General features: G+C 39.7%; 30 protein-coding genes. 28 read left to right on the forward strand and 2 right to left on the reverse strand.

Annotated features, from left to right (window positions below; translation table 11 throughout):
• Position 1 precedes the first annotated feature (1 nt).
• The 19 genes from rpsN to ACOQO1_RS18160 all read left to right on the forward strand — a co-directional run bounded on the left by rpsN (position 2) and on the right by ACOQO1_RS18160 (position 13,251).
• Positions 2–271 (forward strand): 30S ribosomal protein S14, encoded by a 270-nt coding sequence (rpsN, locus tag ACOQO1_RS18070; protein WP_073180998.1) that lies wholly within the window; start codon positions 2–4, stop codon positions 269–271.
• A gap of 17 nt (positions 272–288) precedes the next feature.
• The gene (gene rpsH, locus ACOQO1_RS18075) at positions 289–687 is read left to right on the forward strand and encodes a 30S ribosomal protein S8 (RefSeq protein WP_097047036.1); all 399 of its coding nucleotides are present in this window, start codon (positions 289–291) and stop codon (positions 685–687) included.
• A gap of 19 nt (positions 688–706) precedes the next feature.
• Positions 707–1,249, forward strand: coding sequence for a 50S ribosomal protein L6 (gene rplF / locus ACOQO1_RS18080; RefSeq protein WP_420604269.1), 543 nt, complete (start codon positions 707–709; stop codon positions 1,247–1,249).
• Positions 1,250–1,260: 11 nt separating this feature from the next.
• The gene (rplR, locus tag ACOQO1_RS18085; protein ID WP_420604270.1) at positions 1,261–1,614 is read left to right on the forward strand and encodes a 50S ribosomal protein L18; all 354 of its coding nucleotides are present in this window, start codon (positions 1,261–1,263) and stop codon (positions 1,612–1,614) included.
• A gap of 7 nt (positions 1,615–1,621) precedes the next feature.
• Positions 1,622–2,146: a 30S ribosomal protein S5 gene (gene rpsE / locus ACOQO1_RS18090; protein WP_097047039.1), complete on the forward strand. Its 525-nt coding sequence runs from the start codon at positions 1,622–1,624 to the stop codon at positions 2,144–2,146.
• A gap of 13 nt (positions 2,147–2,159) precedes the next feature.
• The gene (rpmD, locus tag ACOQO1_RS18095) at positions 2,160–2,339 is read left to right on the forward strand and encodes a 50S ribosomal protein L30 (RefSeq protein ID WP_055397075.1); all 180 of its coding nucleotides are present in this window, start codon (positions 2,160–2,162) and stop codon (positions 2,337–2,339) included.
• A 13-nt stretch (positions 2,340–2,352) separates the two neighbouring features.
• Positions 2,353–2,805 (forward strand): 50S ribosomal protein L15, encoded by a 453-nt coding sequence (gene rplO / locus ACOQO1_RS18100; protein WP_420604271.1) that lies wholly within the window; start codon positions 2,353–2,355, stop codon positions 2,803–2,805.
• 12 nt (positions 2,806–2,817) lie between these two features.
• Positions 2,818–4,161: a preprotein translocase subunit SecY gene (secY, locus tag ACOQO1_RS18105; protein WP_420604272.1), complete on the forward strand. Its 1,344-nt coding sequence runs from the start codon at positions 2,818–2,820 to the stop codon at positions 4,159–4,161.
• A gap of 3 nt (positions 4,162–4,164) precedes the next feature.
• Entirely contained in the window at positions 4,165–4,380 is a 216-nt protein-coding gene (infA, locus tag ACOQO1_RS18110; RefSeq protein ID WP_014031991.1) for a translation initiation factor IF-1, read from the forward strand.
• 4 nt (positions 4,381–4,384) lie between these two features.
• Complete coding sequence (ykgO, locus tag ACOQO1_RS18115; protein ID WP_073370549.1) at positions 4,385–4,501, forward strand: type B 50S ribosomal protein L36; 117 nt, start codon at positions 4,385–4,387, stop codon at positions 4,499–4,501.
• A 2-nt stretch (positions 4,502–4,503) separates the two neighbouring features.
• Positions 4,504–4,878 carry a 30S ribosomal protein S13 gene (gene rpsM / locus ACOQO1_RS18120; RefSeq protein WP_249655656.1) on the forward strand — a complete coding sequence of 125 codons (375 nt, stop codon included), beginning with the start codon at positions 4,504–4,506 and terminating at the stop codon, positions 4,876–4,878.
• A gap of 12 nt (positions 4,879–4,890) precedes the next feature.
• Positions 4,891–5,283 carry a 30S ribosomal protein S11 gene (rpsK, locus tag ACOQO1_RS18125; protein WP_097047043.1) on the forward strand — a complete coding sequence of 131 codons (393 nt, stop codon included), beginning with the start codon at positions 4,891–4,893 and terminating at the stop codon, positions 5,281–5,283.
• 101 nt (positions 5,284–5,384) lie between these two features.
• Entirely contained in the window at positions 5,385–5,990 is a 606-nt protein-coding gene (gene rpsD / locus ACOQO1_RS18130; protein WP_420604273.1) for a 30S ribosomal protein S4, read from the forward strand.
• An 18-nt stretch (positions 5,991–6,008) separates the two neighbouring features.
• Positions 6,009–7,001 (forward strand): DNA-directed RNA polymerase subunit alpha, encoded by a 993-nt coding sequence (locus ACOQO1_RS18135; protein ID WP_097047045.1) that lies wholly within the window; start codon positions 6,009–6,011, stop codon positions 6,999–7,001.
• Between the two features lie 60 nt (positions 7,002–7,061).
• Positions 7,062–7,568 (forward strand): 50S ribosomal protein L17, encoded by a 507-nt coding sequence (rplQ, locus tag ACOQO1_RS18140; protein ID WP_420604274.1) that lies wholly within the window; start codon positions 7,062–7,064, stop codon positions 7,566–7,568.
• 96 nt (positions 7,569–7,664) lie between these two features.
• Positions 7,665–8,777 carry a glutamine-hydrolyzing carbamoyl-phosphate synthase small subunit gene (gene carA / locus ACOQO1_RS18145; RefSeq protein WP_420604275.1) on the forward strand — a complete coding sequence of 371 codons (1,113 nt, stop codon included), beginning with the start codon at positions 7,665–7,667 and terminating at the stop codon, positions 8,775–8,777.
• A gap of 116 nt (positions 8,778–8,893) precedes the next feature.
• Positions 8,894–10,186, forward strand: coding sequence for a phosphopyruvate hydratase (eno, locus tag ACOQO1_RS18150; protein ID WP_420604276.1), 1,293 nt, complete (start codon positions 8,894–8,896; stop codon positions 10,184–10,186).
• Positions 10,187–10,299: 113 nt separating this feature from the next.
• Positions 10,300–11,838, forward strand: coding sequence for a glycogen synthase (locus ACOQO1_RS18155; RefSeq protein ID WP_420604277.1), 1,539 nt, complete (start codon positions 10,300–10,302; stop codon positions 11,836–11,838).
• A gap of 129 nt (positions 11,839–11,967) precedes the next feature.
• The gene (locus ACOQO1_RS18160) at positions 11,968–13,251 is read left to right on the forward strand and encodes a citrate synthase (RefSeq protein WP_420604278.1); all 1,284 of its coding nucleotides are present in this window, start codon (positions 11,968–11,970) and stop codon (positions 13,249–13,251) included.
• Between the two features lie 62 nt (positions 13,252–13,313).
• On the opposite strand, the gene ACOQO1_RS18165 is transcribed toward ACOQO1_RS18160, so the two are convergent.
• Complete coding sequence (locus tag ACOQO1_RS18165; RefSeq protein WP_420604279.1) at positions 13,314–13,778, reverse strand: hypothetical protein; 465 nt, start codon at positions 13,776–13,778, stop codon at positions 13,314–13,316.
• A gap of 280 nt (positions 13,779–14,058) precedes the next feature.
• Here ACOQO1_RS18165 and ACOQO1_RS18170 point away from each other — a divergent pair, with 280 nt between their 5' ends.
• The 8 genes from ACOQO1_RS18170 (at position 14,059) to ACOQO1_RS18205 (ending at position 24,037) form a co-directional block, all read left to right on the forward strand.
• The gene (locus ACOQO1_RS18170; RefSeq protein WP_420604280.1) at positions 14,059–14,973 is read left to right on the forward strand and encodes a dimethylarginine dimethylaminohydrolase family protein; all 915 of its coding nucleotides are present in this window, start codon (positions 14,059–14,061) and stop codon (positions 14,971–14,973) included.
• Positions 14,974–15,057: 84 nt separating this feature from the next.
• On the forward strand, positions 15,058–16,887 hold the full coding sequence (locus tag ACOQO1_RS18175) for a sodium:solute symporter family protein (RefSeq protein ID WP_420604281.1): 1,830 nt from the start codon (positions 15,058–15,060) through the stop codon (positions 16,885–16,887).
• 1 nt (position 16,888) lies between these two features.
• The gene (locus tag ACOQO1_RS18180) at positions 16,889–17,854 is read left to right on the forward strand and encodes a DUF4434 domain-containing protein (RefSeq protein ID WP_420604282.1); all 966 of its coding nucleotides are present in this window, start codon (positions 16,889–16,891) and stop codon (positions 17,852–17,854) included.
• Positions 17,855–17,859: 5 nt separating this feature from the next.
• Positions 17,860–19,020 carry an AGE family epimerase/isomerase gene (locus ACOQO1_RS18185; protein WP_420604283.1) on the forward strand — a complete coding sequence of 387 codons (1,161 nt, stop codon included), beginning with the start codon at positions 17,860–17,862 and terminating at the stop codon, positions 19,018–19,020.
• Between the two features lie 2 nt (positions 19,021–19,022).
• Positions 19,023–20,858: an FAD-dependent oxidoreductase gene (locus tag ACOQO1_RS18190; RefSeq protein WP_420604284.1), complete on the forward strand. Its 1,836-nt coding sequence runs from the start codon at positions 19,023–19,025 to the stop codon at positions 20,856–20,858.
• A gap of 275 nt (positions 20,859–21,133) precedes the next feature.
• Positions 21,134–22,063, forward strand: coding sequence for a citrulline utilization hydrolase CtlX (gene ctlX, locus ACOQO1_RS18195; RefSeq protein WP_420604285.1), 930 nt, complete (start codon positions 21,134–21,136; stop codon positions 22,061–22,063).
• A 150-nt stretch (positions 22,064–22,213) separates the two neighbouring features.
• Positions 22,214–22,969, forward strand: coding sequence for an isocitrate lyase/PEP mutase family protein (locus tag ACOQO1_RS18200; protein ID WP_420604286.1), 756 nt, complete (start codon positions 22,214–22,216; stop codon positions 22,967–22,969).
• Complete coding sequence (locus ACOQO1_RS18205; protein ID WP_420604287.1) at positions 22,970–24,037, forward strand: bifunctional transcriptional activator/DNA repair enzyme AdaA; 1,068 nt, start codon at positions 22,970–22,972, stop codon at positions 24,035–24,037. It begins immediately after the preceding gene.
• Positions 24,038–24,121: 84 nt separating this feature from the next.
• Here the strand turns inward: ACOQO1_RS18205 and ACOQO1_RS18210 are convergent, their stop codons facing one another.
• Positions 24,122–24,322, reverse strand: coding sequence for a hypothetical protein (locus ACOQO1_RS18210; RefSeq protein ID WP_420604288.1), 201 nt, complete (start codon positions 24,320–24,322; stop codon positions 24,122–24,124).
• Positions 24,323–24,496: 174 nt separating this feature from the next.
• Between ACOQO1_RS18210 and ACOQO1_RS18215 the strand changes: the two genes are divergently transcribed.
• A complete protein-coding gene (locus ACOQO1_RS18215; RefSeq protein ID WP_420604289.1) occupies positions 24,497–26,344 on the forward strand; it encodes a hypothetical protein in 1,848 nt (615 codons plus the stop codon).
• Positions 26,345–26,373: the final 29 nt, after the last annotated feature.

Consider the following 26,373-nt stretch of genomic DNA (forward strand, 5'->3'; position numbering starts at 1 on the left):
TATGGCTAAGGAATCAATGAAAGCCCGTGAGGTAAAAAGGGCTAAGATGGTTGCAAAGTATGCAGAGAAAAGAAAAGCTTTAAAAGAGGCTGGTGATTATGAGGCTTTGCAAAAGCTTCCTAAAAATGCATCTCCAGTTCGTATGCGCAATCGTTGCAAATTAACTGGAAGACCAAGAGGATATATGAGAACATTCGGTATATCTAGGGTTACTTTTAGGGAAATGGCCAATCAGGGCTTGATTCCAGGAGTTAAAAAGGCAAGTTGGTAAACAGATAAAGAAAAGAAATGCTTACAGATCCAATTTCAGATTATTTGACCAGAATTAGAAATGCCAGTAGTGCAGGTCATAGGGTAGTGGATATTCCCGCTTCCAATCTAAAAAGACAGATTACCAAAATATTATTCGATCAAGGATATATTTTGAGCTACAAGTTCGAGGATGACAAAGTCCAGGGGAACATTAAAATTGCCTTGAAGTATGATAAGTTTACCAAAGAGCCGGTTATTAAAAAATTGCAAAGGGTAAGTAAGCCAGGATTGCGTAAATATACGGGTTCAGGTGAATTGCCAAGGGTTCTTAACGGTTTGGGCGTTGCTATTATTTCAACATCCCATGGGGTTATGACCAGCAAACAAGCTAAGCAAGAAAACGTAGGTGGCGAGGTATTGTGCTACGTTTATTAATTGAGTAAAGAGAAGAAAAATGTCTAGAATAGGTAACAATCCAATTACAATTCCCGAAGGCGTCACCGTAGAGGTGAACGAGAATGTAGTTACCGTAAAAGGTAAGTTGGGAGAGCTTTCCCAAGAATTTTCCGGAGTTGAAATAAAGGTTGAAGATGGAAATGTTCAACTTGCAAGACCTTCTGATTCCAAAGAACACAAGGCAAAGCATGGTCTGTACCGAGCGCTTGTAAACAATATGGTTGCAGGTGTGTCAAAAGGATGGACCAAAGAGTTGGAATTGGTTGGGGTTGGATATAGAGCAAATAACCAAGGACAAAAATTGGATTTGGCTTTAGGTTTCTCGCACAATATAGTGTTGGAAATTGCTCCAGAAGTAAAGATTGAGACCATTTCCGAAAAAGGAAAGAACCCAATCGTAAAATTAACATCTCACGATAAACAATTGGTAGGTCAGGTAGCTGCCAAGATCAGAGCTTTCCGTAAGCCAGAACCTTACAAAGGAAAAGGAATCAAGTTTGTTGGTGAGCAACTAAGAAGAAAAGCAGGTAAATCAGCTTAATAATTAAGACTATGGGATTATCTAAGACTGAAAGAAGATTACGAATCAGAAGAAGAATACGAAAAATTTCTTCTGGTACTGAAGCAAGACCAAGATTGTCTGTTTTCAGAAGTAACAAAGAGATATACGCTCAATTGATTGATGACAACAAAGGAGTTACTTTGGCTGCTGCATCATCAAGAGACAAAGATTTGAATGCTAAAGGCACAAAAAGTGAGGTTGCTGCCCTAGTTGGTAAAGCAATAGCTGAAAAAGCAAAAAAGCTTGGTGTTGAAGCTGTAGCTTTTGATAGAGGTGGAAACCTTTACCACGGAAGAGTAAAATCATTGGCTGAAGGAGCAAGGGAAGCAGGACTTAAATTCTAATATAACTATGTACCAGAAATACAAAAACGTAGAAACAGTTAAGCCAGGTGGACTGGAGTTGAAAGATCGTTTGGTAGGAGTCCAAAGGGTTACTAAAGTTACCAAAGGTGGTAGAGCATTCGGTTTTTCAGCAATAGTTGTTGTTGGTGATGAGAATGGTGTTGTTGGACATGGTTTAGGAAAGTCTAAAGAAGTTGCCACTGCTATTGCCAAGGCTATTGAAGATGCTAAAAAGAATTTGGTAAGAATTCCTTTGAACAAAGGGACACTTCCACATGAGCAAAAAGGAAAGTACGGTGGTGCACGAGTTTACATTCAGCCAGCATCCCATGGTACGGGAGTTATTGCAGGTGGTGCCGTAAGAGCGGTATTGGAAGCTGTTGGGGTTCATGATGTATTGTCTAAATCACAAGGATCTTCCAACCCACATAATGTTGTTAAAGCTACTTTTGATGCCCTTTTACAATTAAGAGGAGCCCATACGGTTGCTAAACAAAGAGGTATTTCTTTAGAAAAAGTCTTTAAAGGATAAATACAAGGATATTATGTCAAAGATTAAAGTTAAGCAAGTAAAGAGCGCCATTAAAAGGACCCAAAACCAAAAAAGGACTTTGGAAGCCCTTGGATTGCGCAAGATTGGGCATGTTGTTGAGCACGATGCAACGCCTAATATCCTTGGAATGATAAATAAGGTAAAACACTTGGTTTCCACAGAGGAAGCTTAAAATATAACGGTACATGGATTTACATAATCTTAAACCAGCAGAAGGCGCTGTTAACAGAGATGGAAAACGTTTAGGACGAGGAGAAGGTTCTGGAAAAGGCGGAACTGCTGCAAGAGGACACAAAGGTGCCAAGTCTAGATCTGGATATTCTAAGAAGATCGGTTTTGAAGGTGGTCAAATGCCTTTACAACGTCGTGTTCCTAAATTTGGTTTTAAGAACATCAACAGAAAAGAATACCAAGGAATCAACTTGAGCAAATTGCAAGCGTTGGTTGACGATGGTGTGGTGAAGAAAGAAGTTACTTTGGACACCCTTGTAGAAAACAGATTGGCCCACAAAAACGATTTGGTAAAGATTTTGGGTGATGGCGAATTGAAAGCTGCACTAAAAATATCTGTACATAAATTTACTGCTTCTGCTAAAGCAGCAATCGAGGCCGCAGGAGGAGAGGCAATAAGTTTATAAGTAAAATAAGGCATGAAGAAATTTATTGAGACCATATCAAATATTTGGAAGATTGAAGAGCTAAGGCAACGTATCATAATTACCTTGGGCTTGCTGTTGGTATACCGTTTTGGTGCACAGATTGTTCTTCCGGGTATTGATACTTCCCAATTGGCACAATTGACCTCAAATACCGAGCAAGGTATTTTGGGTATTCTTAATGCTTTTACAGGCGGGGCATTTGCAAATGCATCCGTTTTTGCTTTGGGGATCATGCCCTACATCTCAGCATCCATTGTGGTGCAGTTGATGGGGATTGCAATTCCTTATTTGCAGAAATTACAGAAAGAAGGAGAAAGTGGTAGAAAGACCATAAACCAGATTACACGTTGGTTGACCATAGCAATTTGTATTGTTCAGGCACCGGCATACTTGTTTGGTTTGGGCGCACTTGGAGTTCCAGATAGTGCCTTTATATTGGGTAAAGGATTGGATTTTATCATTCCAGCAGTAATCATCTTGGTTACAGGATGTGTGTTTGCCATGTGGTTGGGAGAAAAGATTACCGATAAAGGTATCGGAAACGGTATTTCTTTATTGATCATGATCGGTATCATAGCTACTATGCCACAATCATTCGTTCAAGAATTTATTTCAAGAACTACCAACAATACAGGAGGTATCATGTTTATCCTTATTGAGGTGATCATTTGGTTCTTGGTTATCTTAGCCAGTGTGCTATTGGTAATGGCGGTGCGTCAGATTCCAGTGCAATATGCAAGAAGAACGGCTTCTGGAGGTTACGAAAAGAACGTGATGGGATCTAGACAATACATTCCATTAAAATTGAATGCCTCTGGGGTAATGCCGATCATCTTTGCACAGGCGATCATGTTTGCACCTAGCTTGATAGGAAAAACCTTTAACAATACAGCTGCTGGTCAATGGATGGAAGTTCAGTTTGCGGATATCTTCGGATTGGCATACAACATATTGTTTGCAGTATTGATTATCATATTCACTTATTTCTATACGGCAATTACGGTTCCTACGAACAAAATGGCTGATGATTTGAAAAGAAGTGGCGGTTTTATTCCAGGAATCAGACCTGGTAAGGAAACTGGGGATTATTTGGATAAGATAATGTCATTGATCACATTGCCCGGTTCTGTTTTCTTGGCACTATTGGCGGTATTGCCGGCAGTAGTTGTTAAGTTGATGGATGTACAGGCTGGTTGGGCATTGTTTTACGGAGGTACATCACTATTGATTATGGTGGGTGTTGCAATTGACACGGTACAACAAGTAAATTCTTATTTGTTGAATAGACATTACGATGGTTTGATGAAAACCGGTAAAAATAGAAAAGTAGCATAATTTATGGCAAAGCAGCCAGCAATAGAACAAGACGGAACTATAATTGAAGCATTGTCCAACGCAATGTTTAGAGTTGAATTAGAGAACGGTCATGTTGTTACAGCTCATATCTCTGGAAAAATGCGTATGCACTATATCAAATTACTTCCAGGGGACAAGGTAAAACTTGAAATGAGCCCATATGATTTAACAAAAGCAAGAATTACTTACAGATACTAATACGATGAAAGTTAGAGCATCAGTTAAGAAAAGAAGCGCCGAATGCAAGATAGTTCGCAGAAAAGGCAGATTATACGTAATCAACAAAAAGAATCCTAGATTTAAACAAAGACAAGGGTAATTATGGCAAGAATTGCAGGTGTAGATATACCTAAACAAAAGCGTGGAGTTATTTCACTTACCTACATTTACGGAATTGGTAAAAGTAGAGCCCAAGAGATTTTGGCAAAAGCCCAAGTAAGTGAGGATACCAAAGTTTCAGATTGGAATGATGATGAAATAGGAAAAATCAGGGAAGCTGTTTCCGCTTTCACCATTGAAGGAGAACTTCGCTCAGAAACGCAATTGAACATCAAACGATTGATGGATATTGGTTGTTACCGTGGAATTCGTCACAGATCTGGATTGCCACTTAGAGGTCAGCGTACCAAGAACAACTCTAGGACAAGAAAAGGAAAAAGAAAAACGGTTGCCAACAAAAAGAAAGCAACTAAATAATAGGTAGGTATTATGGCAAAGGCAAGTACTAAAACAACGAAGAAGCGTAAAGTAGTTGTAGAATCTACAGGAGAAGCACACGTTACTGCGTCATTCAACAATATCATCATTTCTTTGACCAATAAAAAAGGAGATGTAATCTCTTGGTCTTCTGCAGGGAAACTAGGTTTTAGGGGTTCTAAAAAGAACACTCCCTATGCTGCCCAGGTTGCTGCCGAGGATTGTGCAAAAGTAGCACACGAAGCTGGTCTTAGAAAAGTAAAGGTTTATGTAAAAGGACCTGGAAACGGTAGAGAGTCTGCAATTCGTTCTATCCACAATGCTGGAATAGAAGTTACAGAAATCGTAGATGTTACTCCACTACCGCACAACGGTTGTAGACCTCCTAAAAGAAGAAGAGTTTAATTAATAATCATAATGGGCCCAAAAGGGTCTTCACGAAAGTGCACTATAGATTATCGAAGGATAAGCCTTAATTCATAATCGCACTTTCAAAACTAAAGAAGATGGCAAGATACACAGGACCAAAATCAAAGATCGCTAGAAAATTTGGAGAAGCGATTTTCGGAGACGATAAAGCCTTCGAAAAGAAAAGTTACCCTCCAGGACAACACGGAAACAACAGACGCCGTGGTAAAAAGTCTGAATACGCAATCCAGTTGATGGAGAAGCAAAAAGCCAAGTATACCTATGGTATTTTAGAAAAACAATTTAGAAACCTTTTTGCCAAAGCAAACCGTAGCAAGGGAGTAACCGGTGAGGTATTGCTTCAATTGTGTGAATCCCGTTTGGACAATGTTGTCTACAGAATGGGACTTTCTCCTTCAAGGAGCGGTGCAAGACAGCTGGTTTCACACAGACACATCACCGTAAACGGTGAAATCGTGAACATTCCTTCTTACTCTCTAAAAGCTGGTGATGTTGTTGCGGTAAGGGAAAAATCTAAATCCGTACAAGCCATCAATGATTCATTGGCCAACAATAGCAGTGTTTACGAATGGATTACATGGAATTCCGAAAAGAAAGAAGGTACGTACGTTGCCATTCCTGAAAGAATGCAGATTCCTGAGAATATCAAGGAACAATTAATAGTCGAGTTATACTCTAAATAAAATCAACATTAATCCAATATGGCATTACTTAATTTTCAGAAGCCCGATAAAGTTATAATGATAGATTCAACAGATTTCGAAGGGAAATTTGAATTTCGCCCTTTGGAACCTGGTTATGGATTAACAGTTGGAAATGCGTTGAGAAGAGTTCTTCTTTCCTCTTTGGAAGGTTTTGCTATCACTTCTGTGCGTATTGATGGAGTTGAACATGAGTTTTCTGTTATCCCTGGCGTTGTTGAAGACGTTACGGAAATGATCTTGAACCTAAAGCAGGTTCGTTTCAAAAGACAGATTGATGATGTTGAGAGCGAGACTGTTTCAGTTTCCGTTAGTGGAAAAGAGCAATTGACCGCCGGTGATTTCCAAAAGTTTATTTCAGGATACCAAGTACTGAATCCTGATTTGGTTATCTGTAACATGGACCCTAAAGTAAGTATTAACCTAGAGGTTATTATTGAAAAAGGGCGTGGTTATGTTCCTGCTGAGGAAAACAAAAAATCCAATGCACCTTTGGGTAGCATTGCGGTTGATTCTGTTTACACTCCCGTAAAGAACGTAAAATACAGCATAGAAAACTTTAGGGTAGAGCAAAAGACCGATTACGAAAAATTGGTTTTTGAAATCATCACAGATGGTTCTATCCACCCAAAAGATGCATTGACAGAAGCCGCTAAGGTTTTGATTCACCACTTTATGTTGTTCTCTGACGAGCGTATCACCCTTGAGGCTGATGAAATTGCTCAGACCGAGACTTACGATGAAGAATCATTGCATATGCGTCAGTTGTTAAAAACCAAGTTGGTAGACATGGACTTGTCCGTAAGGGCGTTGAACTGTCTTAAAGCTGCCGAGGTTGATACTTTGGGAGATTTGGTTTCCTTCAACAAAAATGATTTGATGAAGTTCAGAAACTTTGGTAAAAAATCATTGACCGAATTGGAAGAGTTGGTAATCAACAAAGGACTTCAATTTGGAATGGATTTATCTAAATATAAACTGGACAAAGATTAAGTAATCATATTTTGCTCCTCGTAACCTACGAGTTTGGTAGCAAGATGATAAAACAATAACATGAGACACGGAAAGAAATTTAACCACTTAGGAAGAACAGCTGCCCATAGAAAGGCTATGTTAGCCAATATGGCATGTTCCCTAATAGAGCATAAGAGAATCAACACTACAGTTGCAAAAGCAAAAGCTTTAAAACAATTTGTAGAGCCGTTGATTACCAAGTCTAAAACAGAGAACAATCAAACTACCGAAAAAGGTACGCACAACAGAAGGATTGTTTTCAGTAACCTAAGAAGCAAAGAAGCGGTAACCGAACTTTTTAGTACCGTAGCGGAAAAGGTTGGTGACAGACCTGGAGGATATACTAGAATCATCAAGTTGGGTAACCGTCTTGGGGATAATGCTGATATGGCAATGATAGAGTTGGTTGACTTTAACGAACTGTACAATGCCGGTAAGAAACCAGCTAAGAAAACCACAAGAAGAAGTAGAAGAGGTGGAGCTAAAAAAGTGGAAGCAGCTGCTCCAGTTGCTGAAACACAAAAAGCAGATGATTCAGAAGAATAACAATATGTTACTAACTATTGAATTATTAAAAAAAGGATAAGTGAAAACTTATCCTTTTTTTATGTTTTTTTGTCAAATTGAAATTAAAAAAGCGCAATGAAGTATCACTCAAAGAAAAAAGCACTGGTATTATTGGCAGACGGTACTATTTTCTATGGCAAGGCCATTGGGAATAAGGAAGGTACAGCTGTGGGCGAAGTATGTTTTAACACTGGTATGACCGGGTACCAGGAAATTTTTACCGACCCATCCTATTTTGGGCAAATCATGGTGGCCACCAATGCCCATATTGGAAATTATGGCACCAATTCCGATGAAATCGAATCCGATTCCATCAAAATAGCTGGACTTATTGTAAAGAACTTTAGCTATGAATATTCTCGTCCTAATGCAGATATGAGCCTGTTGGAGTTTTTGGACAAGAACAACCTTTTTGCCATATCCGATGTGGACACAAGAGCCTTGGTAAGCTACATCCGTGACAACGGGGCAATGAACGCTTTGATTTCTACTAGGGTCGATGAAATTGATGCCTTGAAAGAAGAGCTGAAAAAAGTCCCCAGTATGGAAGGATTGGAGCTGGCATCAAAAGTTTCTGCCAAAGAACCTTATTATTATGGTGAGGAGAATGCCGAGTACAAGATTTCCGCTTTGGACATTGGTATCAAAAAGAACATCCTTAGAAACCTGGCCAAAAGAGGAGCCTATATCAAAGTGTTCCCATACAACACCTCGTTTGAAGAAATGAAAAAATGGAACCCTGATGGCTATTTTATTTCAAATGGTCCTGGAGATCCGGAACCGTTGACCGATGCCATTGCTACAGCAAAGGAAATGATCAAATCGGATAAGCCTTTGTTCGGGATCTGTTTGGGACATCAAGTTTTGGCCTTGGCCAATGGTGTATCCACCTATAAAATGCACAACGGGCATAGGGGAATCAACCACCCTATCTTGAATTTGGTAACCGGAAAAGGAGAAATAACCTCTCAAAATCATGGTTTTGCGGTAAACAGGGAAGATACAGAGGCAAATCCTGAACTGGAGATTACCCACACCCATTTGAACGACAATACCGTTGCAGGGATAAAAATGAAGGACAAAGAAGTGTTTTCAGTGCAATATCATCCAGAGGCAAGTCCCGGACCACATGATGCTGAATATCTGTTCGACCAGTTCTTTGAAGCGATCAAAACTAGCAGGAACTAAAACGTTGTAGGTTATTTTTATGTTATTGACAATGTTTCATGACAATTTTCATGAAATTCTAATACGCTCCTTTCGTATCTTTGCCCAATTAATTTTTCAACCATAAATAGCAGCAGATGAGTATCATTATCAACATTCATGCAAGACAAATTTTAGACTCAAGAGGTAATCCAACAGTAGAAGTGGACGTAATTACCGAGAATGGGGTTTTAGGAAGAGCAGCAGTGCCTTCAGGTGCTTCCACAGGAGAGCATGAAGCTGTTGAATTAAGGGATGGTGGAGCTTCTTTTATGGGAAAAGGAGTTGGTCAGGCCGTCAATAATGTAAATACTATCATTGCTGAAGAATTGGTGGGAACATCCGTATTTGAGCAAAATCAGATAGATGAGGCCATGATTGCTTTGGATGGAACACCTAACAAGTCAAAATTGGGTGCCAATGCCATTTTAGGAGTTTCCCTTGCAGCGGCAAAAGCGGCAGCTAACGAATTGGGAATGCCTTTATACCGATATGTTGGTGGCGTAAGCGCAAATACATTGCCAGTGCCCATGATGAATATCATTAATGGAGGATCTCACTCAGATGCTCCAATCGCATTTCAGGAATTTATGGTTATGCCCGTTAAGGCGAATGATTTTAGCCATTCCATGCAAATGGGAACTGAAATCTTCCACAACCTTAAAAAAGTATTGCACGATAGAGGTTTAAGCACGGCTGTTGGTGATGAAGGTGGTTTTGCGCCAACTTTAGAGGGTGGAACCGAAGATGCTTTGGATACTATTGCAAAAGCTGTGGACAAAGCAGGATACAAATTGGGTGATGATGTAATGATCGCTTTGGATTGTGCTTCCGCTGAGTTTTATGTGGATGGAAAATACGATTACACCAAATTTGAAGGCGATAAAGGTGTGGTGAGAACTTCTGAAGAGCAGGCACAATATTTGGCCGACCTTTGCTCAAAATACCCTATTATCTCCATTGAAGATGGAATGGATGAGAATGATTGGGATGGTTGGAAAATGTTGACGGATAAAGTTGGTGATAAAGTACAGTTGGTTGGTGATGATTTGTTCGTGACCAATGTAGAAAGATTGTCTAGGGGAATTGAAAACGGAATTGCCAATTCTATTTTGATCAAAGTAAACCAAATTGGAACGTTGTCTGAAACCATTGCAGCAGTGAACATGGCAAAGAATGCTGGGTACACTTCGGTAATGTCTCACAGATCCGGGGAAACTGAAGATAACACCATTGCAGATTTGGCGGTTGCCTTGAATACGGGACAAATTAAGACAGGTTCTGCGTCACGAAGTGATAGAATGGCAAAATACAATCAATTACTTAGAATAGAGGAAGAATTGGGAAGTACGGCGTACTATCCACAAGAAAAAGCATTCAAAGTAAAGTAATCATAATGATTTTATAGCATTGAAAAAGCCTTTCCATATTGTGAAAGGCTTTTTTTTGTTTCAGAGATAAACTTTGGCTACCTTAATTGGGTAAACCAAACAAAACTTACCTAATGAACAATTTTCTTTTTGCTGCGGCAGAAAACGATGCCTTGGCCAATTGCAAGGCCGGAGGTATGGGCGATGTGGTCAGGGATGTTCCAAGACAAATTGCCGATAAGGGAGATAAGGTGCATGTTATTGTTCCTTCCTACGGCAGACTTCACCAAGATGGACTTTTTAAGACCAACCTTAACTTTAAGCTACGTGGTTTGGCATATACAGCTGAACTTTATGAAGTAAAGCCCAAGAAAGAATTTCCCAATATTGTTCATTATGTCCTGCACCACCCGGAAATTGAAGCTGGGGATATTGCGCACATTTACCATAACGACCCGGAGGAACCTTTTTACACAGATGCCATAAAGTACTTCATTTTTTGCACAGGTGTCGCAGAGGCAATCAAAAAGGGAGCCTTTGGGAAATTGGATATCATTCATTTGCACGACTGGCATTCCAGCCTACTGTTGTTTTTAAGGGAATACCATCCCGATTACAAAAACCTGAAGGACATTCGTACGGTTTATAGCATTCATAACCTTGCCATTCAGGGCATAAGGCCATTTAACGATAATTATTCATCTGTGGTGAATTGGTTTCCAGATGTGCCTATTGACTATATGGCCCTTATGGACTATCGTTATCAAGATTGTATCAACTTAATGGCGGTTGGAATTCGTTTTGCAGATGCCGTGCACACGGTTTCGCCATCTTATAAAGAGGATGTGTTGTTGCCAAGTTCTCCACCCGAGTTTATTGGTGGGGAAGGATTGGAAAAAGATTTACAGCAAGCTGACAAGGATGGAAGACTCTTCGGTATTTTAAATGGATGCAATTACAAAAACATCAACAAAGAAGAAAAAGGGTTTATCTATAGAAATACCGTAAAGGCAATCTTTAGATGGCTGCAGGAAGAATCCAAAAAATATAAAGCAGACTTTTTAGCCCATACCGGTGAAAAAATCATGGAATATGTGGACAATAGACCGAAGTTCATTGTTTCCAGTGTTGCTAGGCTTACAGAACAAAAATTCTATTTTTTTAGGCGCTCTCCCGAAGCTTTTGTACAGATTTTGGAAAAGTTGAAAAAGGTTGATGGCATTTTTATGCTTTTGGGAACTGGGGCACCCGAATATGAAGAGCTTTTCAGGCAATTGAGCTATGAACACAAAAACTTTGTTTTTACCAATGGCCAATCGGAGAATCTTATAGATTCCATTTACTTGGAATCTGATCTTTACTTTATGCCCAGCCTTTTTGAACCCTGTGGAATCAGCCAAATGTTGTCCATGCGCAATGGCAATCCTTGTTTAGTGCACCATACCGGTGGACTAAAAGATACAGTTGAGCATATGAAAACTGGTTTTAGTTTTGATGGCGATACCTATGATGAAAAGATCAAGAGTATGCTGGAAACTTTTGATTTGGCGCTGGATGTTTATCAAAATGACAAGCCCACTTGGAAGAAAATTCAAACTGCCGCCAAGAAAAAACGCTTCACCTGGAAAAAATCGGTGGATAATTACTATAAATATTTATACAATTTGCAGTAAACTACCCGTTTAATTTTCGACCTACAAATTCTATAGTTAACAATACTATAAATGAGGCTTGGAAATTGTTAATGCCTATGCTTTTTCGTAAATTTCCGTTTCTATTTTACTAATCTTTTAAAACATAAAATGTCTGACAAAGCGATACTTGAATATGCAGGTGAAAAATACGAGTTCCCAGTAATAAAAGGTACTGAGGATGAACTGGCTATAGATATTAAAACCCTGAGGGGCACAAGTGGCATGGTGACCATAGACCCGGGTTATAAAAATACTGGCTCGTGTGAGAGTGCTATTACTTTTTTGGACGGAGAGAAGGGGATTTTACGTTATAGGGGATATTCCATTGAAGATTTGGCGGAGAAGGCGGATTTTCTTGAAGTGGCCTACCTTCTAATTTTTGGCGAATTGCCCAACAAGGAGCAGCTTACCACTTTTCATAATGATATTAAAGAAGAATCTCATGTAGATGAAGAAATGAAAAAGATTTTGGACGGTTTTCCAAAATCGGCCCACCCCATGGGCGTGTTGTCTTCGTTGACAAGTGCTTTGGTGGCGTTTAACCCAACCTCAGTGGATGTTTCATCAGAAGCCGCAATGTACCGCTCTATTGTGAGAATACTTGCAAAATTTCCGGTGTTGGTGGCATGGGCGCAACGTAAGAAAAAAGGACTTCCTTTGGATTATGGTGACGATACCTTGGGTTATGTGGAGAACATACACAAAATGATGTTCAAAAAACCAAACCAAGAGTATAAAAAAGATACCATTGCCATTGATGCCTTGGATAAATTATTGATCCTACATGCGGATCATGAACAAAACTGTTCTACATCTACAGTGCGTATTGTGGGCTCATCACATGCTGGACTTTTTGCTTCGCTTTCTGCCGGTATCTCTGCATTGTGGGGGCCATTGCACGGAGGAGCCAATCAGGCCGTTCTGGAGATGTTGGAAGCTATTCAGGAAGATGGAGGCGATACTAAAAAATATATGGCCAAGGCCAAGGATAAAAACGACCCTTTTAGATTAATGGGCTTTGGACACCGTGTTTATAAGAATTTTGACCCAAGAGCAAGAATCATTAAAAAATCTGCGGATGAAGTATTGGGTAATTTGGGTATAGAAGATCCTATTTTGGATATAGCCAAAGGATTGGAAAAAGAAGCACTGGAGGATGAGTACTTTGTAAAAAGAAAATTATATCCCAATGTGGATTTCTACTCGGGAATCATCTACCGTGCCCTTGGAATACCAACAGAAATGTTCACCGTAATGTTCGCTTTGGGCAGATTGCCCGGTTGGATAGCCCAATGGCGCGAAATGCGATTGAGGGGAGAGCCAATAGGAAGACCAAGGCAAATATATATTGGGGAAAATCTTAGACCTTTTGTAAAGGTTGATAAAAGATAATAATCCAAGATATTACAACTAAAATAAAAGGCAATCTTGATTAAGATTGCCTTTTCTAATTTCTATAGTTTAGCAACTTTGTTTGAGGTTTGATTCAAAGACTTATCTCGGTCATAACATATCTGCATTATACCTTTGTGGTAATACGCTTTTATTTCTGATACGGACCCTTTATCAACAATGGTCTTGCATCTGTCATATTCATTGTGCAAAAATTCGTGGGCATCAATGGTACTAAGGTTTTTAACCGTAGAATCCAGCGATTGCCGATATTTTTCCAGACATATATTTATCTCGTTAAAAAGTACATCTTTGTGCAGGGAGGGTTTGTTCAAACCAATACTGTCAAATCTGGAAAAATCGGCTTCATTAATACAATCTGCATATTTCGTGGCTTGTTTGGAAGCATTCTCTTTTTCAAATTTGAAAGCTTTGGACAAATTGACTTTGGGAGGAAACGAATTCATCGATAACAAACCAATACTTACCAGAATGATAAAACAGAAAGGGAGAACAATTTTTTTCATCCTAAAGGTTTTTTCTTCTATTAAATGTAGTCAATATGCATCAAAATTTTGCATTTTTGAAAGGTAAATCGATAAAATGATTTGATTTTAACAAACTATAAATCAATTGGTTAAAACTATATAATTTATATTCATAACATTTTGTGGAATGCCTTTGTGGTATCAAGTTTTTTTCTGTTTTAGTCAATGGAAAATCGACAACAAAGCACTAGTTTTGCCACAGAATTTTTGAGGATTTTCCTTTAAAGGGGCATTTAGTCCAAAAGTGAAGCATAGTTATATGATGCAATTACATGTTAAGAATGAAACAAACCAGCTAAAAGCTGTGATATTGGGAACTGCGGAAAGTTGCGGACCAACCCCAAAACCCGAAGAGGCCTATGATCCAAAATCACTGGAACACATTTTAGCAGGTACCTATCCCGTAGAGGAAGATATGATCAAGGAGATGGACGCCTTTGCCGACGTGTTCAAAAAATATAATGTAGAGGTTTTTAGACCATCAATTTTGGAAGACTGTAACCAGATTTTTTCTAGGGACATAGCCTTTGTGATCGAGGACAAATTGTTCCACTCCAATATTTTGCCCGATCGCGAGAGGGAGTTTGAGGCCATTCAGCATGTTTTGGACAAAATTGATCCCAATAAAATTATCCGACCTCCAGAGGAAGTGCATATTGAAGGTGGCGATGTAATGCCCTGGAACGATTATATCTTTATTGGCACTTACACTGGTGATGATTATCCAGATTACATCACGGCAAGAACGAATAAAGAAGCTGTAGAATTTATCAAAGAGCAGTTTCCACATAAAAAGGTAAAATCCTTTGAACTGCGTAAATCCAATACTAACGCAAAGGACAATGCTTTGCATTTGGATTGCTGTTTTCAGCCTGTTGGAAAAGGCAAGGCCATTCTTCATAAAAATGGTTTTTTGGTGGAAGAAGAATACCAATGGTTAGTAGACTATTTTGGCCAGGAAAACATTTTTGAGATTACCAAAGATGAAATGTACCAGATGTTCAGCAATGTGTTCTCCATTTCTCCAGAAGTGGTGGTTTCAGAACAAAACTTTACACGCTTGAACAACTGGCTCAGGGAACAAGGATTTACCGTGGAGGAAATTCCGTATGCAGAGATTGCCAAACAAGAAGGATTGCTGCGATGCAGTACAATGCCCCTGATTAGAAGTTAGTCGTTTTTTTTTTCGGAATTACCTTCTCCAAGCGAAAAGGATATTTGCGTATATTAGACCATAAGGCCTATATATAAGCACTTTATGACACTTTCGTATTGGGATATTGGAATCGTTATTGCTTATATAATCGGGGTTCTGGCACTCGGATTTTATCTCTCCAAAAGATCTTCTCGAAACTTGGAATCCTATTTTTTGGGAGGCAATCAACTGCCCTGGTATTATTTAGGGTTGAGCAATGCCTCTGGCATGTTCGATATCTCAGGCACCATGTGGACGGTGGGCATTCTTTTTGTCTATGGCCTTAAAAGTGCTTGGTTGCCATGGCTTTGGCCTGTATGGAATCAGGTGTTTATCTTCGTATATCTGGCCATTTGGATGCGAAGATCCAATGTGATGACGGGCGCCGAATGGATCACTTTTCGTTTTGGGGATGGAAAAGGCGCCAAACTTTCCCATATCATCATCGTCATATTTGCGGTCATCAGTGTACTTGGTTTTATCGCCTACTTTTTTGAGGGGATAGGGAAATACTGCACCTCTATTTTACCATGGGATTTGGCCTTTGATATTCTGGGCTATCAGGTTTCTTCGGCAAAAAGCTATGCTTTGCTGGTTTGTGGACTCACTTCCCTTTATACTGTTAAGGGTGGAATGCATAGTGTGGTGGCTACAGAGGTCATGCAATTTGTGATTATGACCATAGCGTGCATCGGTGTGGGGATAATTGCCTATACCATGGTTGATACCGGTCAAATTGATAAAGTGGTTCCCAATGGCTGGAAAGACTTGATGTTCGGTTGGAATCTAAATCTGGATTGGAGCAATGCCGCGTTTCCACAAGTGAATGCCAAAATAGCGAAAGATGGCTTTGACCTCTTTGGTTTGCTGTTCGTGTTAATGGTGCTCAAAGGCATTTTCGCCTCTATCGCCGGTCCAGTACCCTCTTATGATATGCAACGAATCTTGGCGACCAAAAACCCTGGGGAAGCTGCAAAGATGAGTTTTTTGACTATTTGCGTGCTTTATATTCCCCGTTATTTTATGATTGTTGGTTTCACGGTTCTGGCACTGGTGTATCTGGGCCCTGAACTATTGGCCATGGGAGAAAATATCGATTTTGAGCAGGTGTTGCCAATGGCGATCAACAAATTTCTTCCCGTAGGCCTTAAAGGGTTGATGTTGGCCGGGTTCTTGGCTGCTTTTATGGGTACTTTTGCTGCCTTTGTGAATGCAGCTCCAGCTTACCTTGTAAATGACATCTATAAGAAATACATCAATCCGGGAGCAACCGATAAGCGTTTGGTGAAACTGAGCATCTTATCCTCATTGGGAATGGTGATGGTCGGCATCATTTTCGGACTAAATGCCGGTTCCCTTAACGAACTGATTTTGTGGTTGAGCTCTGCCCTGTATGGAGGTTATGTGGCGGCCAATGTACTCAAATGGATCTGGTGGCGCTTTAGCGGGAACGGATATTTCTGGGGCATGCTCTTTGGACTGATTGCCTCGACGGTAAAACTGTTTTTCTTCCCGGAGTATGTAGACATCTTTGTTTTCCCTATCATCTTCCTGTTTTCTCTTTTGGGATGCATTATTGGAACTTATGTAGAACCACTTCCAAACAGGGAAAAAGTGAAACAATTTTACAAACAGACCAAACCTTGGGGTTTTTGGGGGCCAATAAAAAAGGAAGTCGTGCAGGAAGATCCATCATTTGTTCCTAACATGGATTTCAAGCGGGATACTTTTAATGTGATTGTGGGTATCGTTTGGCAAATGGCCCAGGTTGTCATCCCTATCTATTTTATGCTTCGAGAGAATACGGAAATGGTGATATGGTCCGCTATTTTGATTCTGACAAGCTATTTGTTGAAGAAATTCTGGTGGGACAACTTAAAAAATGTTGAATAACATGGAAAAGGGTTTATTGATCAGCGCAACTTTTTTGGATGAAATAAGCCATGATATTCCGCATCAGAATTGGGGCAGAAAAGAATGGGATAAAGATTTCCAGCATATGAAGAAGATGGGAATCAATACGGTGGTACTGATTCGTTGCGGATACCAAAAGTTTCTCACCTACCCATCAGCGTATCTTATTCAAAAAAAAGGATGCTTTACCCCGCCAGTGGATTTGGTCCAACAATTTTTGGAACTGTCGGACGAGTATGGAATGGATTTCTATTTTGGAACCTACGATAGTGGAGAATACTGGAAAACTGGGGACATGACCAACGAGGTCGATGTGAACCTCAAAGTCATTGAAGAAGTTTTTCAGAAGTATGGACATTACCAAAGTTTCAAAGGTTGGTATTTGAGCCTTGAACTCAGTAGAAAGACCAAAGGCGCAATCACTTCAATTGCACAATTGGGTAAGCACTGCAAAGCTGTTAGTAATAACCTTCCAGTTTTAATTTCCCCTTGGATTGATGGAAAAAAGGCCGTTATGGCATCAGAGAGTGCAACGGCCAAGGACAATGCAATTTCTATGGAAGAGCATTTTAAGGAATGGAATGAAATTTTTGAAGGTATCCAAGGTGCTGTTGATATTGTAGCATTTCAAGATGGTCATGTGGATTATGATGAGCTGGAAGAATACTTGGTCATCAACAAAAAACTGGCAGATACCTACGGGATGCAATCATGGACCAATATCGAATCTTTTGATCGTGATATGCCCATTAAATTCCTCCCTATAAAATTTGAAAAATTGTTGTTGAAAATGCAAGCAGCCAAAAGAGCAGGATGTGAAAAGGCCATCACGTTTGAGTTTTCACATTTTATGAGTCCGCAATCATCCTATTTGCAGGCGGGTCATTTGTACAATCGTTATATGGAATATTTCGAAGAAGAGGTTTCCACAAACCTAAAATCATAACCACTTTGAAAGAGTATGCCCAATTATATAGGTCGGAACTTTTGGAAGAAGTTATTCCTTTTTGGGAGAAGTTTTCCAACGATTCAATTTATGGAGGGTATTTTACCTGCCTCACCCCTGAGGGAAAAGTATACGACACGGACAAATTTATTTGGTTACAGGCAAGACAGGTATGGACGTTCTCAAAACTGTACAATTCCCTGGAATCCAGACCCAATTGGAAAGCAATGGCCAAGAATGGCATAGACTTTCTAGAAAAATTTGGACGGGACAATGATGGAAATTGGTATTTCTCCTTAGATCAAAAAGGGAATCCATTGGTTCAACCCTATAATATTTTTGCAGACTGTTTTGCTGCCATGGCGTTTGGTGAATATTATAAATCGGAAAGGAATGAACGCTATGCAAAAATTGCAAAGGATACCTTTCAAAATGTTTTGTCCAGACAACAAAACCCCAAAGGGAAGTACAACAAAAAGTACCCGGGAACTCGGAATTTACAAGATTTTGCCCTTCCTATGATCCTGTGTAACCTGGCATTGGAACTTGAACATGTATTGGAAGGAAATCAAGTTGAGGATTTAACAAACACCATTGTGGATTTGATCATGAACCAGTTTTATGATGCGGAAAGTGGTTTGGTCTACGAAAATATTTCCTCTGAAGGCAAGTTTGTGGACAGTTTTGAGGGAAGGTTGTTGAATCCCGGCCATGCCATTGAGGCCATGTGGTTTGTAATGAACATTGGCATGCGAAAAAATGACCCCAATCTGGTCAAAAAGGCCGAATCAGTTATGTATCAACAACTCGAAAAGGGATGGGACAAAGAATACGGAGGTATCTTTTATTTTATGGATGCCAAAGGACACCCGCCTGAGAAATTGGAATGGGACCAAAAATTATGGTGGGTGCACCTGGAAACTTTGGTAGCCCTTGCTAAAACCTATGCCATTGACCAAAGCCCGAAGGCAGCTGAATGGTTTCAAAAAGTACATGAGTATACCTGGAACCATTTTAGGGACCCTGTAAATGGTGGGGAGTGGTATGGCTATTTGAGCCGTAAAGGAGAACTTTTACTAAATTTAAAAGGAGGCAAATGGAAAGGCTGTTTTCATGTGCCTCGGGCATTGTTTGAAGTTTCAAGAACTTTGGAAAACATCTTGTAGAAATGAAAAGGATAATCTGCATATTCATATTCTCAATATTTCTATGTCCAGCGAATGGACAAAAAGAAGTAGATGTTGTGATCGTAGGAGGAGGTGCTGGAGGTACTTCGGCAGGGATTCAAGCGGCACGAATGGGTGCAAGCGTTCAAATTATTGAAAAAACCATTTGGTTGGGAGGGATGCTTACCTCTGCAGGGGTGTCGGCCATTGATGGCAACCACAAAATGCCTTCCGGTATTTGGGGAGAGTTCCGCCAAAAACTATATGATCATTATGGTGGGCCAAAGGCGGTGGCAACCGGATGGGTGAGCCATACACTTTTTGAGCCTTCGGTGGGCAAGTCAATTTTGACCGAAATGGCAAACCATCCCAATCTTGATATTGTGTATGAAGCTAGTTATGGCAACGTACAAAAAGTAGATGGTAAGTGGTTGGTTCATTATAAAAAGGATGGAAAATCCTTTACCACCAAAGCAGCCATTCTCATCGATGCCACGGAAACAGGTGAACTTTTACCTTTGGTGGGTGCTGATTTCAGACTGGGAATGGATTCCAAAGAAGATACCGGGGAAAAAGAAGCTCCAGAAAATTCCAACACCATTGTTCAAGATTTGACCTATGTTGCCATCCTAAAGGATGTTGGCGATGCTAGAAGTCGAAAAGGATTGGTGAAAAAGCCCAAAAACTATAATCCGGAGGAATATGCATGTGCATGCAAACGAGAAGAAGGAGAAATGTTCGGTTCGGTGGCCGATTGTGACCAAATGCTGACCTACGGAAAGTTGCCGAACAAAAAATATATGATCAACTGGCCCAATTGTGGAAACGATTTTTTTGTGAATTGGCCGGAACTTTCGAAAGTGGAGCAAGAAGAAATCTTGAAAAAGGCCAAGGCCTTCACCCAGGGTTTTGTGTACTACATTCAAAACGAGTTGGGATATAAAAACCTAAGACTGGCAGATGAATTTCCAACTAAGGATAATTTTCCAATGATCCCGTATCACCGGGAGGGTAGAAGGGCCAAGGGAAAAACATTTTTGGTGGTGGATTATTTGGAAAGACCCTATGATTTTCAATTATATAAAACGGGAATTGCCGTTGGAGACTATCCCATAGATCATCACCATGACAAAAATCCAGATACGCCCAAAATCGAATTTATCAATATAAAAGTGCCCAGCTATTCCATTCCCATGGGAAGTTTGATTCCAGAAAAGGGCGACAACTTTTTGGTTTCGGATAAAAATATAAGTGTGTCCAATATTGTAAATGGAACCACACGATTGCAGCCTGTTGTATTGGGCATTGGGCAAGCGGCTGGAACCATAGCCGCAATTGCGACTAAAGAGAAAAAACGCACATCCGAGGTGTCCATCAGAAAAGTGCAGCAGTCCCTTTTGGAAAGTAAGGCCTATATTATGCCGTTTATTGATGTTGCACCAGATGATATGGCCTTTGGAGCTATTCAGCGTGTTGCTGCTTCCGGTGTGCTCAAAGGTTATGGAGTTCCGTATAAATGGGCCAATGAAACCTGGTTCTATCCTAAAAGGATAGTCTCTGAGTTTGAATTAAAGAACGGGTTGCTTCCCCTTTATCCTCAACTAAAAAGTGAGCATGCCTCCGGCCAGGGAGTCACTCCAACATTCTTAGCGGGCTTATTGGGCAAAATCGATGAAAAAATCACCATGGAAACCATAAAAGAAGTGTGGAGTTTGACAGGAATGGAAATCGCATTCTCCCCATCAGCGCAGCTCGACAGAAGGACTGTTAGTATTTTGGTGGACAAGCTATTAAACCCCTTTGATATCGAAGTGGATTTCGATGGAAATTTTAAATAAAACAACCCTTTGACTTTTTGGGCCGTTTTGGAGTTTTAATGTCAGTTCGAGTGTTTGCGAAGTGTTTTACACGAAGGAAACGTATCGAGAACTGTTTCAAACGCTCAAATTCCTATTCTCGATACAAATCCGACTCATTTCATTCAGACATTCACTCTAATTGACAGAATTTTGTCAAAATATATAATGGTTGCCGGGGCATTTTTTTTGTTTAAAATTGTTGCATTTGCACGTATATTTACCTCCTCAAATAAACAGAAAAACATAAGCGTGTAATGCAGGTAACGAATACCATTTTAATGGTTCGCCCCATCAGTTTTAGGATGAACGAACAGACGGCCGTGAACAACTATTTTCAAGAGAAAATGGGTGTTGGCCAAGATAAGATCAATGCCAAGGCCCAACAGGAATTTGATGATTTTGTCTCCAAATTGAGAAACCACGGAGTACATGTGGTCGTGGTGCAGGATACCAAGGAACCGGATACCCCAGATTCCATTTTTCCCAACAATTGGATATCGTTTCATGCCGATGGAACCGTGGCCGTGTATCCTATGTTTGCCGAAAACCGAAGAAACGAGCGCCGTGAGGATGTTTTTGAGATTTTGGAGAAGGACGGTTTCCGAATTGACAATGTGGTGGATTACACTTCCGCAGAGGAAGAAGGTGTGTTTTTGGAAGGTACAGGGAGCCTGTTGTTGGATCGGGTGAACAAAAAAGCCTACTGCGCCTTATCAGACAGGGCAGAGGAGGAGCTGGTGATTGAATTTTGTGAGGATTTTGATTACCTGCCCGTTATTTTTACAGCCAATCAGACGGTGGAAGGGAAGCGTTTGCCCATTTACCATACCAATGTGATGATGGCCCTGGCCGAAACCTTTGCCATTATCTGTTTGGACACCATTGACGATGAAAAAGAGCGTAAAAATGTAGTGGAACACTTAAAATCGGATGGGAAAGAGGTCATCAACATCACCGAAGAACAGATGTACCACTTTGCGGGTAACATGCTCCAGGTGGTAGGTGCGGATGGCCAGCGCTATATGGTCATGAGTTCGGCCGCCTACCACAGTTTGGACAACTCCCGAAGGGAGGCCATTGAAAAACATTGTCCCATTATTCACAGTTCGTTGACCACCATTGAAACCTGTGGAGGTGGTAGCGCCCGTTGCATGATGGCCGAGGTGTTTTTGCCCAAGAATTAATTTGATATCAAGTCAACCAGAGCTAAGAAAAGATCCACGGAATATCTTTGGGAAATTGTATAACTGTCCACGATAAAAAATAGTCGTCAATTTTTCGGTTGCAGAGCGGATTTTATAGGTGTTGTTTTGCGGTATAAATTACTATAGCGTATGACATTTTATGATTTGCACCAACAAGAGGAGCCTTTACTTATTTTTAATGTTTGGGATGTTCCCAGTGCAAAACTGGCCCAGCAGCTCAATTTTGGAGCCTTGGGTACCTCAAGTTCGGCCATTGCAAGTATGTTGGGCTACAGAGATGGGGAAGAAATGGGTTTTGATGAACTGGAATATATAGTAGAACGAATCATTTCTAACACAGATTTGCCCTTGTCCGTTGATTTGGAATCGGGATATAGTAGGGAACCTGAGGAAATTACGGGCCATATCCGGAGACTAGCCAATTTGGGTGTTGTGGGAATCAATATTGAAGATAGTGTAGTCTCCAAAGAAAGAACACTGTTGGATGCTGATGAATTTGCCCAAACACTTTCAAAAATCACGGAGGAATTAGCCAAAAATCAAACGGAGGTTTTTATTAATGTACGAACCGATACGTTTCTGTTAAACCAACCCAATGCACTAGTGGAAACCCAAAAAAGGGCCAAATTGTATGAAAGTGCCGGAGCAAACGGAATCTTTGTGCCTTGTATGGAAAGTGAATCCGATATTGAACAAATTGTAAATTGTACCACCTTACCGCTCAATGTGATGTGTATGCCCAAACTGCCCGACTTTGCCATTTTAAAGAAACTAGGTGTTAAACGTATTAGTATGGGCAATTTTTTGTTTCCAAAAATGTCTGATGCCCTAAAGAGTATAACTGAAAAAGTATTGGATCAAAAATCATTTAAACCTGTTTTTTAGATGCTCATTTCCGATAAGAAGAAAATAGCAACTTTTTATAATGCCCTGATCCAAAGAGACAGAAGCTTTGTGGGTATTTTTTTTGTGGGGGTAAAGACCACTTCGGTGTTTTGCATTGCAACCTGTAGGGCCAGAAAGCCCAAATTGGAAAACGTGGTGTTCTATACCTCCTTTAAAGAGGCTTTGGACAATGGTTATCGTCCTTGCAAAATATGTAAGCCCACCCAAAATGCCAATAAGGCACCTGAGCAGGTGGAAATGGCCGTGGATTTGGTCAAGAACAATCCGAAGGAGAAAATTTCGGATCAAGTGTTGCGGAAAAACAACATTGCGCCCGAAGTAATCCGTAGGTGGTTCAAGAGCAATTATGGGATAACATTCCATGCCTACCAACGAATGTGCCGAATAAACAATGCTTTTCAAGAACTGAAAGAGGGGAAAAAAGCTACCTCCGCTGCTTTTGATTCGGGTTATGAATCGTTGAGCGGGTTTGGGTATACCTATAAAAAACTAATGGGCCGATCGCCACAGCTTAGTTTGGACAAGAACATTATCTTGATCAATAGGTTGACGACCCCTATTGGTCCCATGTTTATCTGTGCCACCGAAAAGGGCGTTTGTTTGTTGGAATTTGTGGACCGAAAGATGTTGGAAACCGAGTTCAAAGATTTGCAACGGTTGTTGAATGCCCAGATTATAGCAGGGGAAAATAGGCATACCAAACAGGCCAAAAAAGAGATCAGAGAGTATTTTGACCAAACCCGTAAGCATTTTCAGGTTCCCCTACATACTCCCGGTACTGAATTTCAACAAACCGTTTGGAACAAATTACGGCAACTTCCCTATGGGAAAACAATGGCTTACGGACAGTTGGCCCAAAACCTGGGAAATCCAAAAGCGGTACGGGCCGTTGCTTCGGCCAATGGACATAACCGAGTGGCGATCATGGTACCCTGCCACAGGGTAATCGGTGCCAACGGACAATTGACCGGTTATGGTGGAGGGTTGGAACGCAAACGTTGGCTACTCAATCATGAAAAGTCCACCACCACAACCCTGAAGGGCTGAATTTGTATGAAAAACTCTTTCCCTTGGTTAAGGGAAGGTGTCCGGAGGACGGAAGGGATTGTTTTAGTTCCATCCTTTCCGCTGTTACTCCGTAACACCACCTTTTCCTGTCACATCGAGCGCAGTCGAGATGTATTTCTGGACCTTGTCATCCTGAGCCTGTCGAAGGAGCAATGGAGAAGTCTTATACCAAGGACAGGCATCCAATACTTTAGTATTGCCCCTTTTAATTGTGTCATTTCGAGCCCTGTCCTGAGTTTGCGAAGGAGCAGCGAGAAATCTCATTGTGGGATTTCTCAATCAATGCCTTGCATTTCATTTCGAAATGACAATGGAACAAACCGATAAAGAATTTTACTGCTTTTCTTTGTAAGAATTTAGGTTAGAAGTAGTATATTCGAAAGACCCATTCAGTCAACCTCCCCCAAGTATAGATTACAATCAAACTAAAACTAGTATATGAGATTAGAAAAGGTTTTGGATAAGCTAGGTTCAATCGAGAAAAATTCATTTATCAAAATAATTGATAATATCATATCCAAAAATCCAAAAAGCAAAAAAGAAATTGATAAAATTTTAAGCTCTTCAGACAAAGGATTGAAAACTGTTGATAACCAGAATATTGCAAAAATATTTGCTTTAACTTCAAATGAATTTAAGGAACATATTGAATCTGAGTTTCAGGAAATAACTTCGCAACTAGACATTCTGATTGATATCATTATTAGAGACGGGAACTGTATAATGAAACAAGATTGGTTTTCTAGATTGTATGAATCAGAGATTAAGCATTTAAAAACAAGAATTAGGCAACTTAATGCTGATTTTGAAAATGATAAATCCGAGTTGAGCGAAACCAGAAAAAGAGATTATAAAATATATAAGTCTTGTTTACATACGGCGTATCATAACGATACTAGTAATAACAGGGAAGCGAAGATTACCTCGGATGAACTTTCCATTATACTGACCCTTAGAAGACAACTTGGCCTTTCTCAAGAAGAAGTAAAGCTAATTAACTATTCGATTCTTCCAATTGAAAAATTGGATATTCAAGATGTCATCAAAGGTTTGAAGAATATAGGAGTAGTTTTTTATTCGAACAAAGAGAATACTATTTATGTGGCAGATGAAATAGTAAGGATGTTAAGAAAGGTTCGCGAAAAAGAAGTTGCAGAAAAGTTTTATCGAAGAACACTCAAACTTTTAAGAGAACCAATCATAAATCAAATTGCCAGAGGGCATAATATTGATAGAAAACTTTCCTATTCCCAAAAAGTTGAAGAAATTATAAAGGAAGGAGTTTCGTTTACCAATCTTTTAATAGAAGATATATATAAACCTGGAAGCACTCTTACAGAGAAAAAAAAGATTCTCAATGAGCTTTGCGAAAAAGGACTGAATATAAATAATTTAAAGGGCAGTACTTTGGATGACAAGATTGTGAGTTTGATACAGCATTTTGAAAATGTTGAAAGAGATGAAAAAGTCGGGATTGCACTTGATGGATTTGATAAACTACTCGCAGAACTAAATATTTCATTACCTAAACTGAATAGGCAGATAAAAGAACAGTTTGAGTTCCAAGAAGAATTCGTTCTTATAGCTGATTTTTTGTTGGACTACAATATCAAACCTCGAGATATCTTGGATTTGATTGGGAAACCAGATTTAACAAAGTTCATAAAGAGCAATGGAATCAAGCAAAGAGGGGATGATATTTTAAATATTTTGGAACATTATAAGGATGTTGAGAATTTGTACCTAGAGAATTATGAAAATGTAGCGTATCGTGATCTTAATGTACTCAAAGAAAATGGAATAGTTATAAGGGAAAGTGAACTTGGAGGAAAATTTGAAGATTTAACTAAGATTATTTTAAAAGGTTTGGGATTTAATGTGGATGAAAAACTCAAAAAGGAATTGAATACAAAAAAGGATATGATGGATATTCTTTTAAATCTGGATAACGATGAAATAATCATAGTGGAGTGTAAAACGAGCAAGGAAAGAGGATATAATAAGTTTAGTTCGGTTTCTAGACAATTGAAGTCATATCAAAAGTTAGCACTTGATAATGATTTACGAATTGTTAAAATTCTACTAGTTGCCCCAGAGTTTAGCGATGACTTTGTGACTGATTGCGAAATGGATACAGAAATGAATTTGTCTTTAATAACAGCTTCGACATTATCGAAAATTTATGAGGCGTTTAAAACATCAAAGTACAGAGAGTTTCCCCATGTTTTGTTTAGGGATATTGTAATCAATGAAGAAAGAATATTAAAGGCTTTAAGTAAAAAATAAAGCTGTTTTCTAGATTGGTACTAGTTAAG

The sequence above is a fragment of the Flagellimonas sp. genome (assembly GCF_965222555.1).
In the GTDB taxonomy this organism is placed as follows: Bacteria; Bacteroidota; Bacteroidia; order Flavobacteriales; family Flavobacteriaceae; genus Flagellimonas.

Bases quoted from the DNA above. Each gene is read 5' to 3' on its own strand.
- rpsN (WP_073180998.1), top strand. From the start codon at position 2: ATGGCTAAGGAATCAATGAAAGCCCGTGAGGTAAAAAGGGCTAAGATG.
- rpsH (WP_097047036.1), top strand. From the start codon at position 289: ATGCTTACAGATCCAATTTCAGATTATTTGACCAGAATTAGAAATGCC.
- rplF (WP_420604269.1), top strand. From the start codon at position 707: ATGTCTAGAATAGGTAACAATCCAATTACAATTCCCGAAGGCGTCACC.
- rplR (WP_420604270.1), top strand. From the start codon at position 1,261: ATGGGATTATCTAAGACTGAAAGAAGATTACGAATCAGAAGAAGAATA.
- rpsE (WP_097047039.1), top strand. From the start codon at position 1,622: ATGTACCAGAAATACAAAAACGTAGAAACAGTTAAGCCAGGTGGACTG.
- rpmD (WP_055397075.1), top strand. From the start codon at position 2,160: ATGTCAAAGATTAAAGTTAAGCAAGTAAAGAGCGCCATTAAAAGGACC.
- rplO (WP_420604271.1), top strand. From the start codon at position 2,353: ATGGATTTACATAATCTTAAACCAGCAGAAGGCGCTGTTAACAGAGAT.
- secY (WP_420604272.1), top strand. From the start codon at position 2,818: ATGAAGAAATTTATTGAGACCATATCAAATATTTGGAAGATTGAAGAG.
- infA (WP_014031991.1), top strand. From the start codon at position 4,165: ATGGCAAAGCAGCCAGCAATAGAACAAGACGGAACTATAATTGAAGCA.
- ykgO (WP_073370549.1), top strand. From the start codon at position 4,385: ATGAAAGTTAGAGCATCAGTTAAGAAAAGAAGCGCCGAATGCAAGATA.
- rpsM (WP_249655656.1), top strand. From the start codon at position 4,504: ATGGCAAGAATTGCAGGTGTAGATATACCTAAACAAAAGCGTGGAGTT.
- rpsK (WP_097047043.1), top strand. From the start codon at position 4,891: ATGGCAAAGGCAAGTACTAAAACAACGAAGAAGCGTAAAGTAGTTGTA.
- rpsD (WP_420604273.1), top strand. From the start codon at position 5,385: ATGGCAAGATACACAGGACCAAAATCAAAGATCGCTAGAAAATTTGGA.
- ACOQO1_RS18135 (WP_097047045.1), top strand. From the start codon at position 6,009: ATGGCATTACTTAATTTTCAGAAGCCCGATAAAGTTATAATGATAGAT.
- rplQ (WP_420604274.1), top strand. From the start codon at position 7,062: ATGAGACACGGAAAGAAATTTAACCACTTAGGAAGAACAGCTGCCCAT.
- carA (WP_420604275.1), top strand. From the start codon at position 7,665: ATGAAGTATCACTCAAAGAAAAAAGCACTGGTATTATTGGCAGACGGT.
- eno (WP_420604276.1), top strand. From the start codon at position 8,894: ATGAGTATCATTATCAACATTCATGCAAGACAAATTTTAGACTCAAGA.
- ACOQO1_RS18155 (WP_420604277.1), top strand. From the start codon at position 10,300: ATGAACAATTTTCTTTTTGCTGCGGCAGAAAACGATGCCTTGGCCAAT.
- ACOQO1_RS18160 (WP_420604278.1), top strand. From the start codon at position 11,968: ATGTCTGACAAAGCGATACTTGAATATGCAGGTGAAAAATACGAGTTC.
- ACOQO1_RS18165 (WP_420604279.1), bottom strand. From the start codon at position 13,778: ATGAAAAAAATTGTTCTCCCTTTCTGTTTTATCATTCTGGTAAGTATT.
- ACOQO1_RS18170 (WP_420604280.1), top strand. From the start codon at position 14,059: ATGATGCAATTACATGTTAAGAATGAAACAAACCAGCTAAAAGCTGTG.
- ACOQO1_RS18175 (WP_420604281.1), top strand. From the start codon at position 15,058: ATGACACTTTCGTATTGGGATATTGGAATCGTTATTGCTTATATAATC.
- ACOQO1_RS18180 (WP_420604282.1), top strand. From the start codon at position 16,889: ATGGAAAAGGGTTTATTGATCAGCGCAACTTTTTTGGATGAAATAAGC.
- ACOQO1_RS18190 (WP_420604284.1), top strand. From the start codon at position 19,023: ATGAAAAGGATAATCTGCATATTCATATTCTCAATATTTCTATGTCCA.
- ctlX (WP_420604285.1), top strand. From the start codon at position 21,134: ATGCAGGTAACGAATACCATTTTAATGGTTCGCCCCATCAGTTTTAGG.
- ACOQO1_RS18200 (WP_420604286.1), top strand. From the start codon at position 22,214: ATGACATTTTATGATTTGCACCAACAAGAGGAGCCTTTACTTATTTTT.
- ACOQO1_RS18205 (WP_420604287.1), top strand. From the start codon at position 22,970: ATGCTCATTTCCGATAAGAAGAAAATAGCAACTTTTTATAATGCCCTG.
- ACOQO1_RS18210 (WP_420604288.1), bottom strand. From the start codon at position 24,322: ATGAGATTTCTCGCTGCTCCTTCGCAAACTCAGGACAGGGCTCGAAAT.
- ACOQO1_RS18215 (WP_420604289.1), top strand. From the start codon at position 24,497: ATGAGATTAGAAAAGGTTTTGGATAAGCTAGGTTCAATCGAGAAAAAT.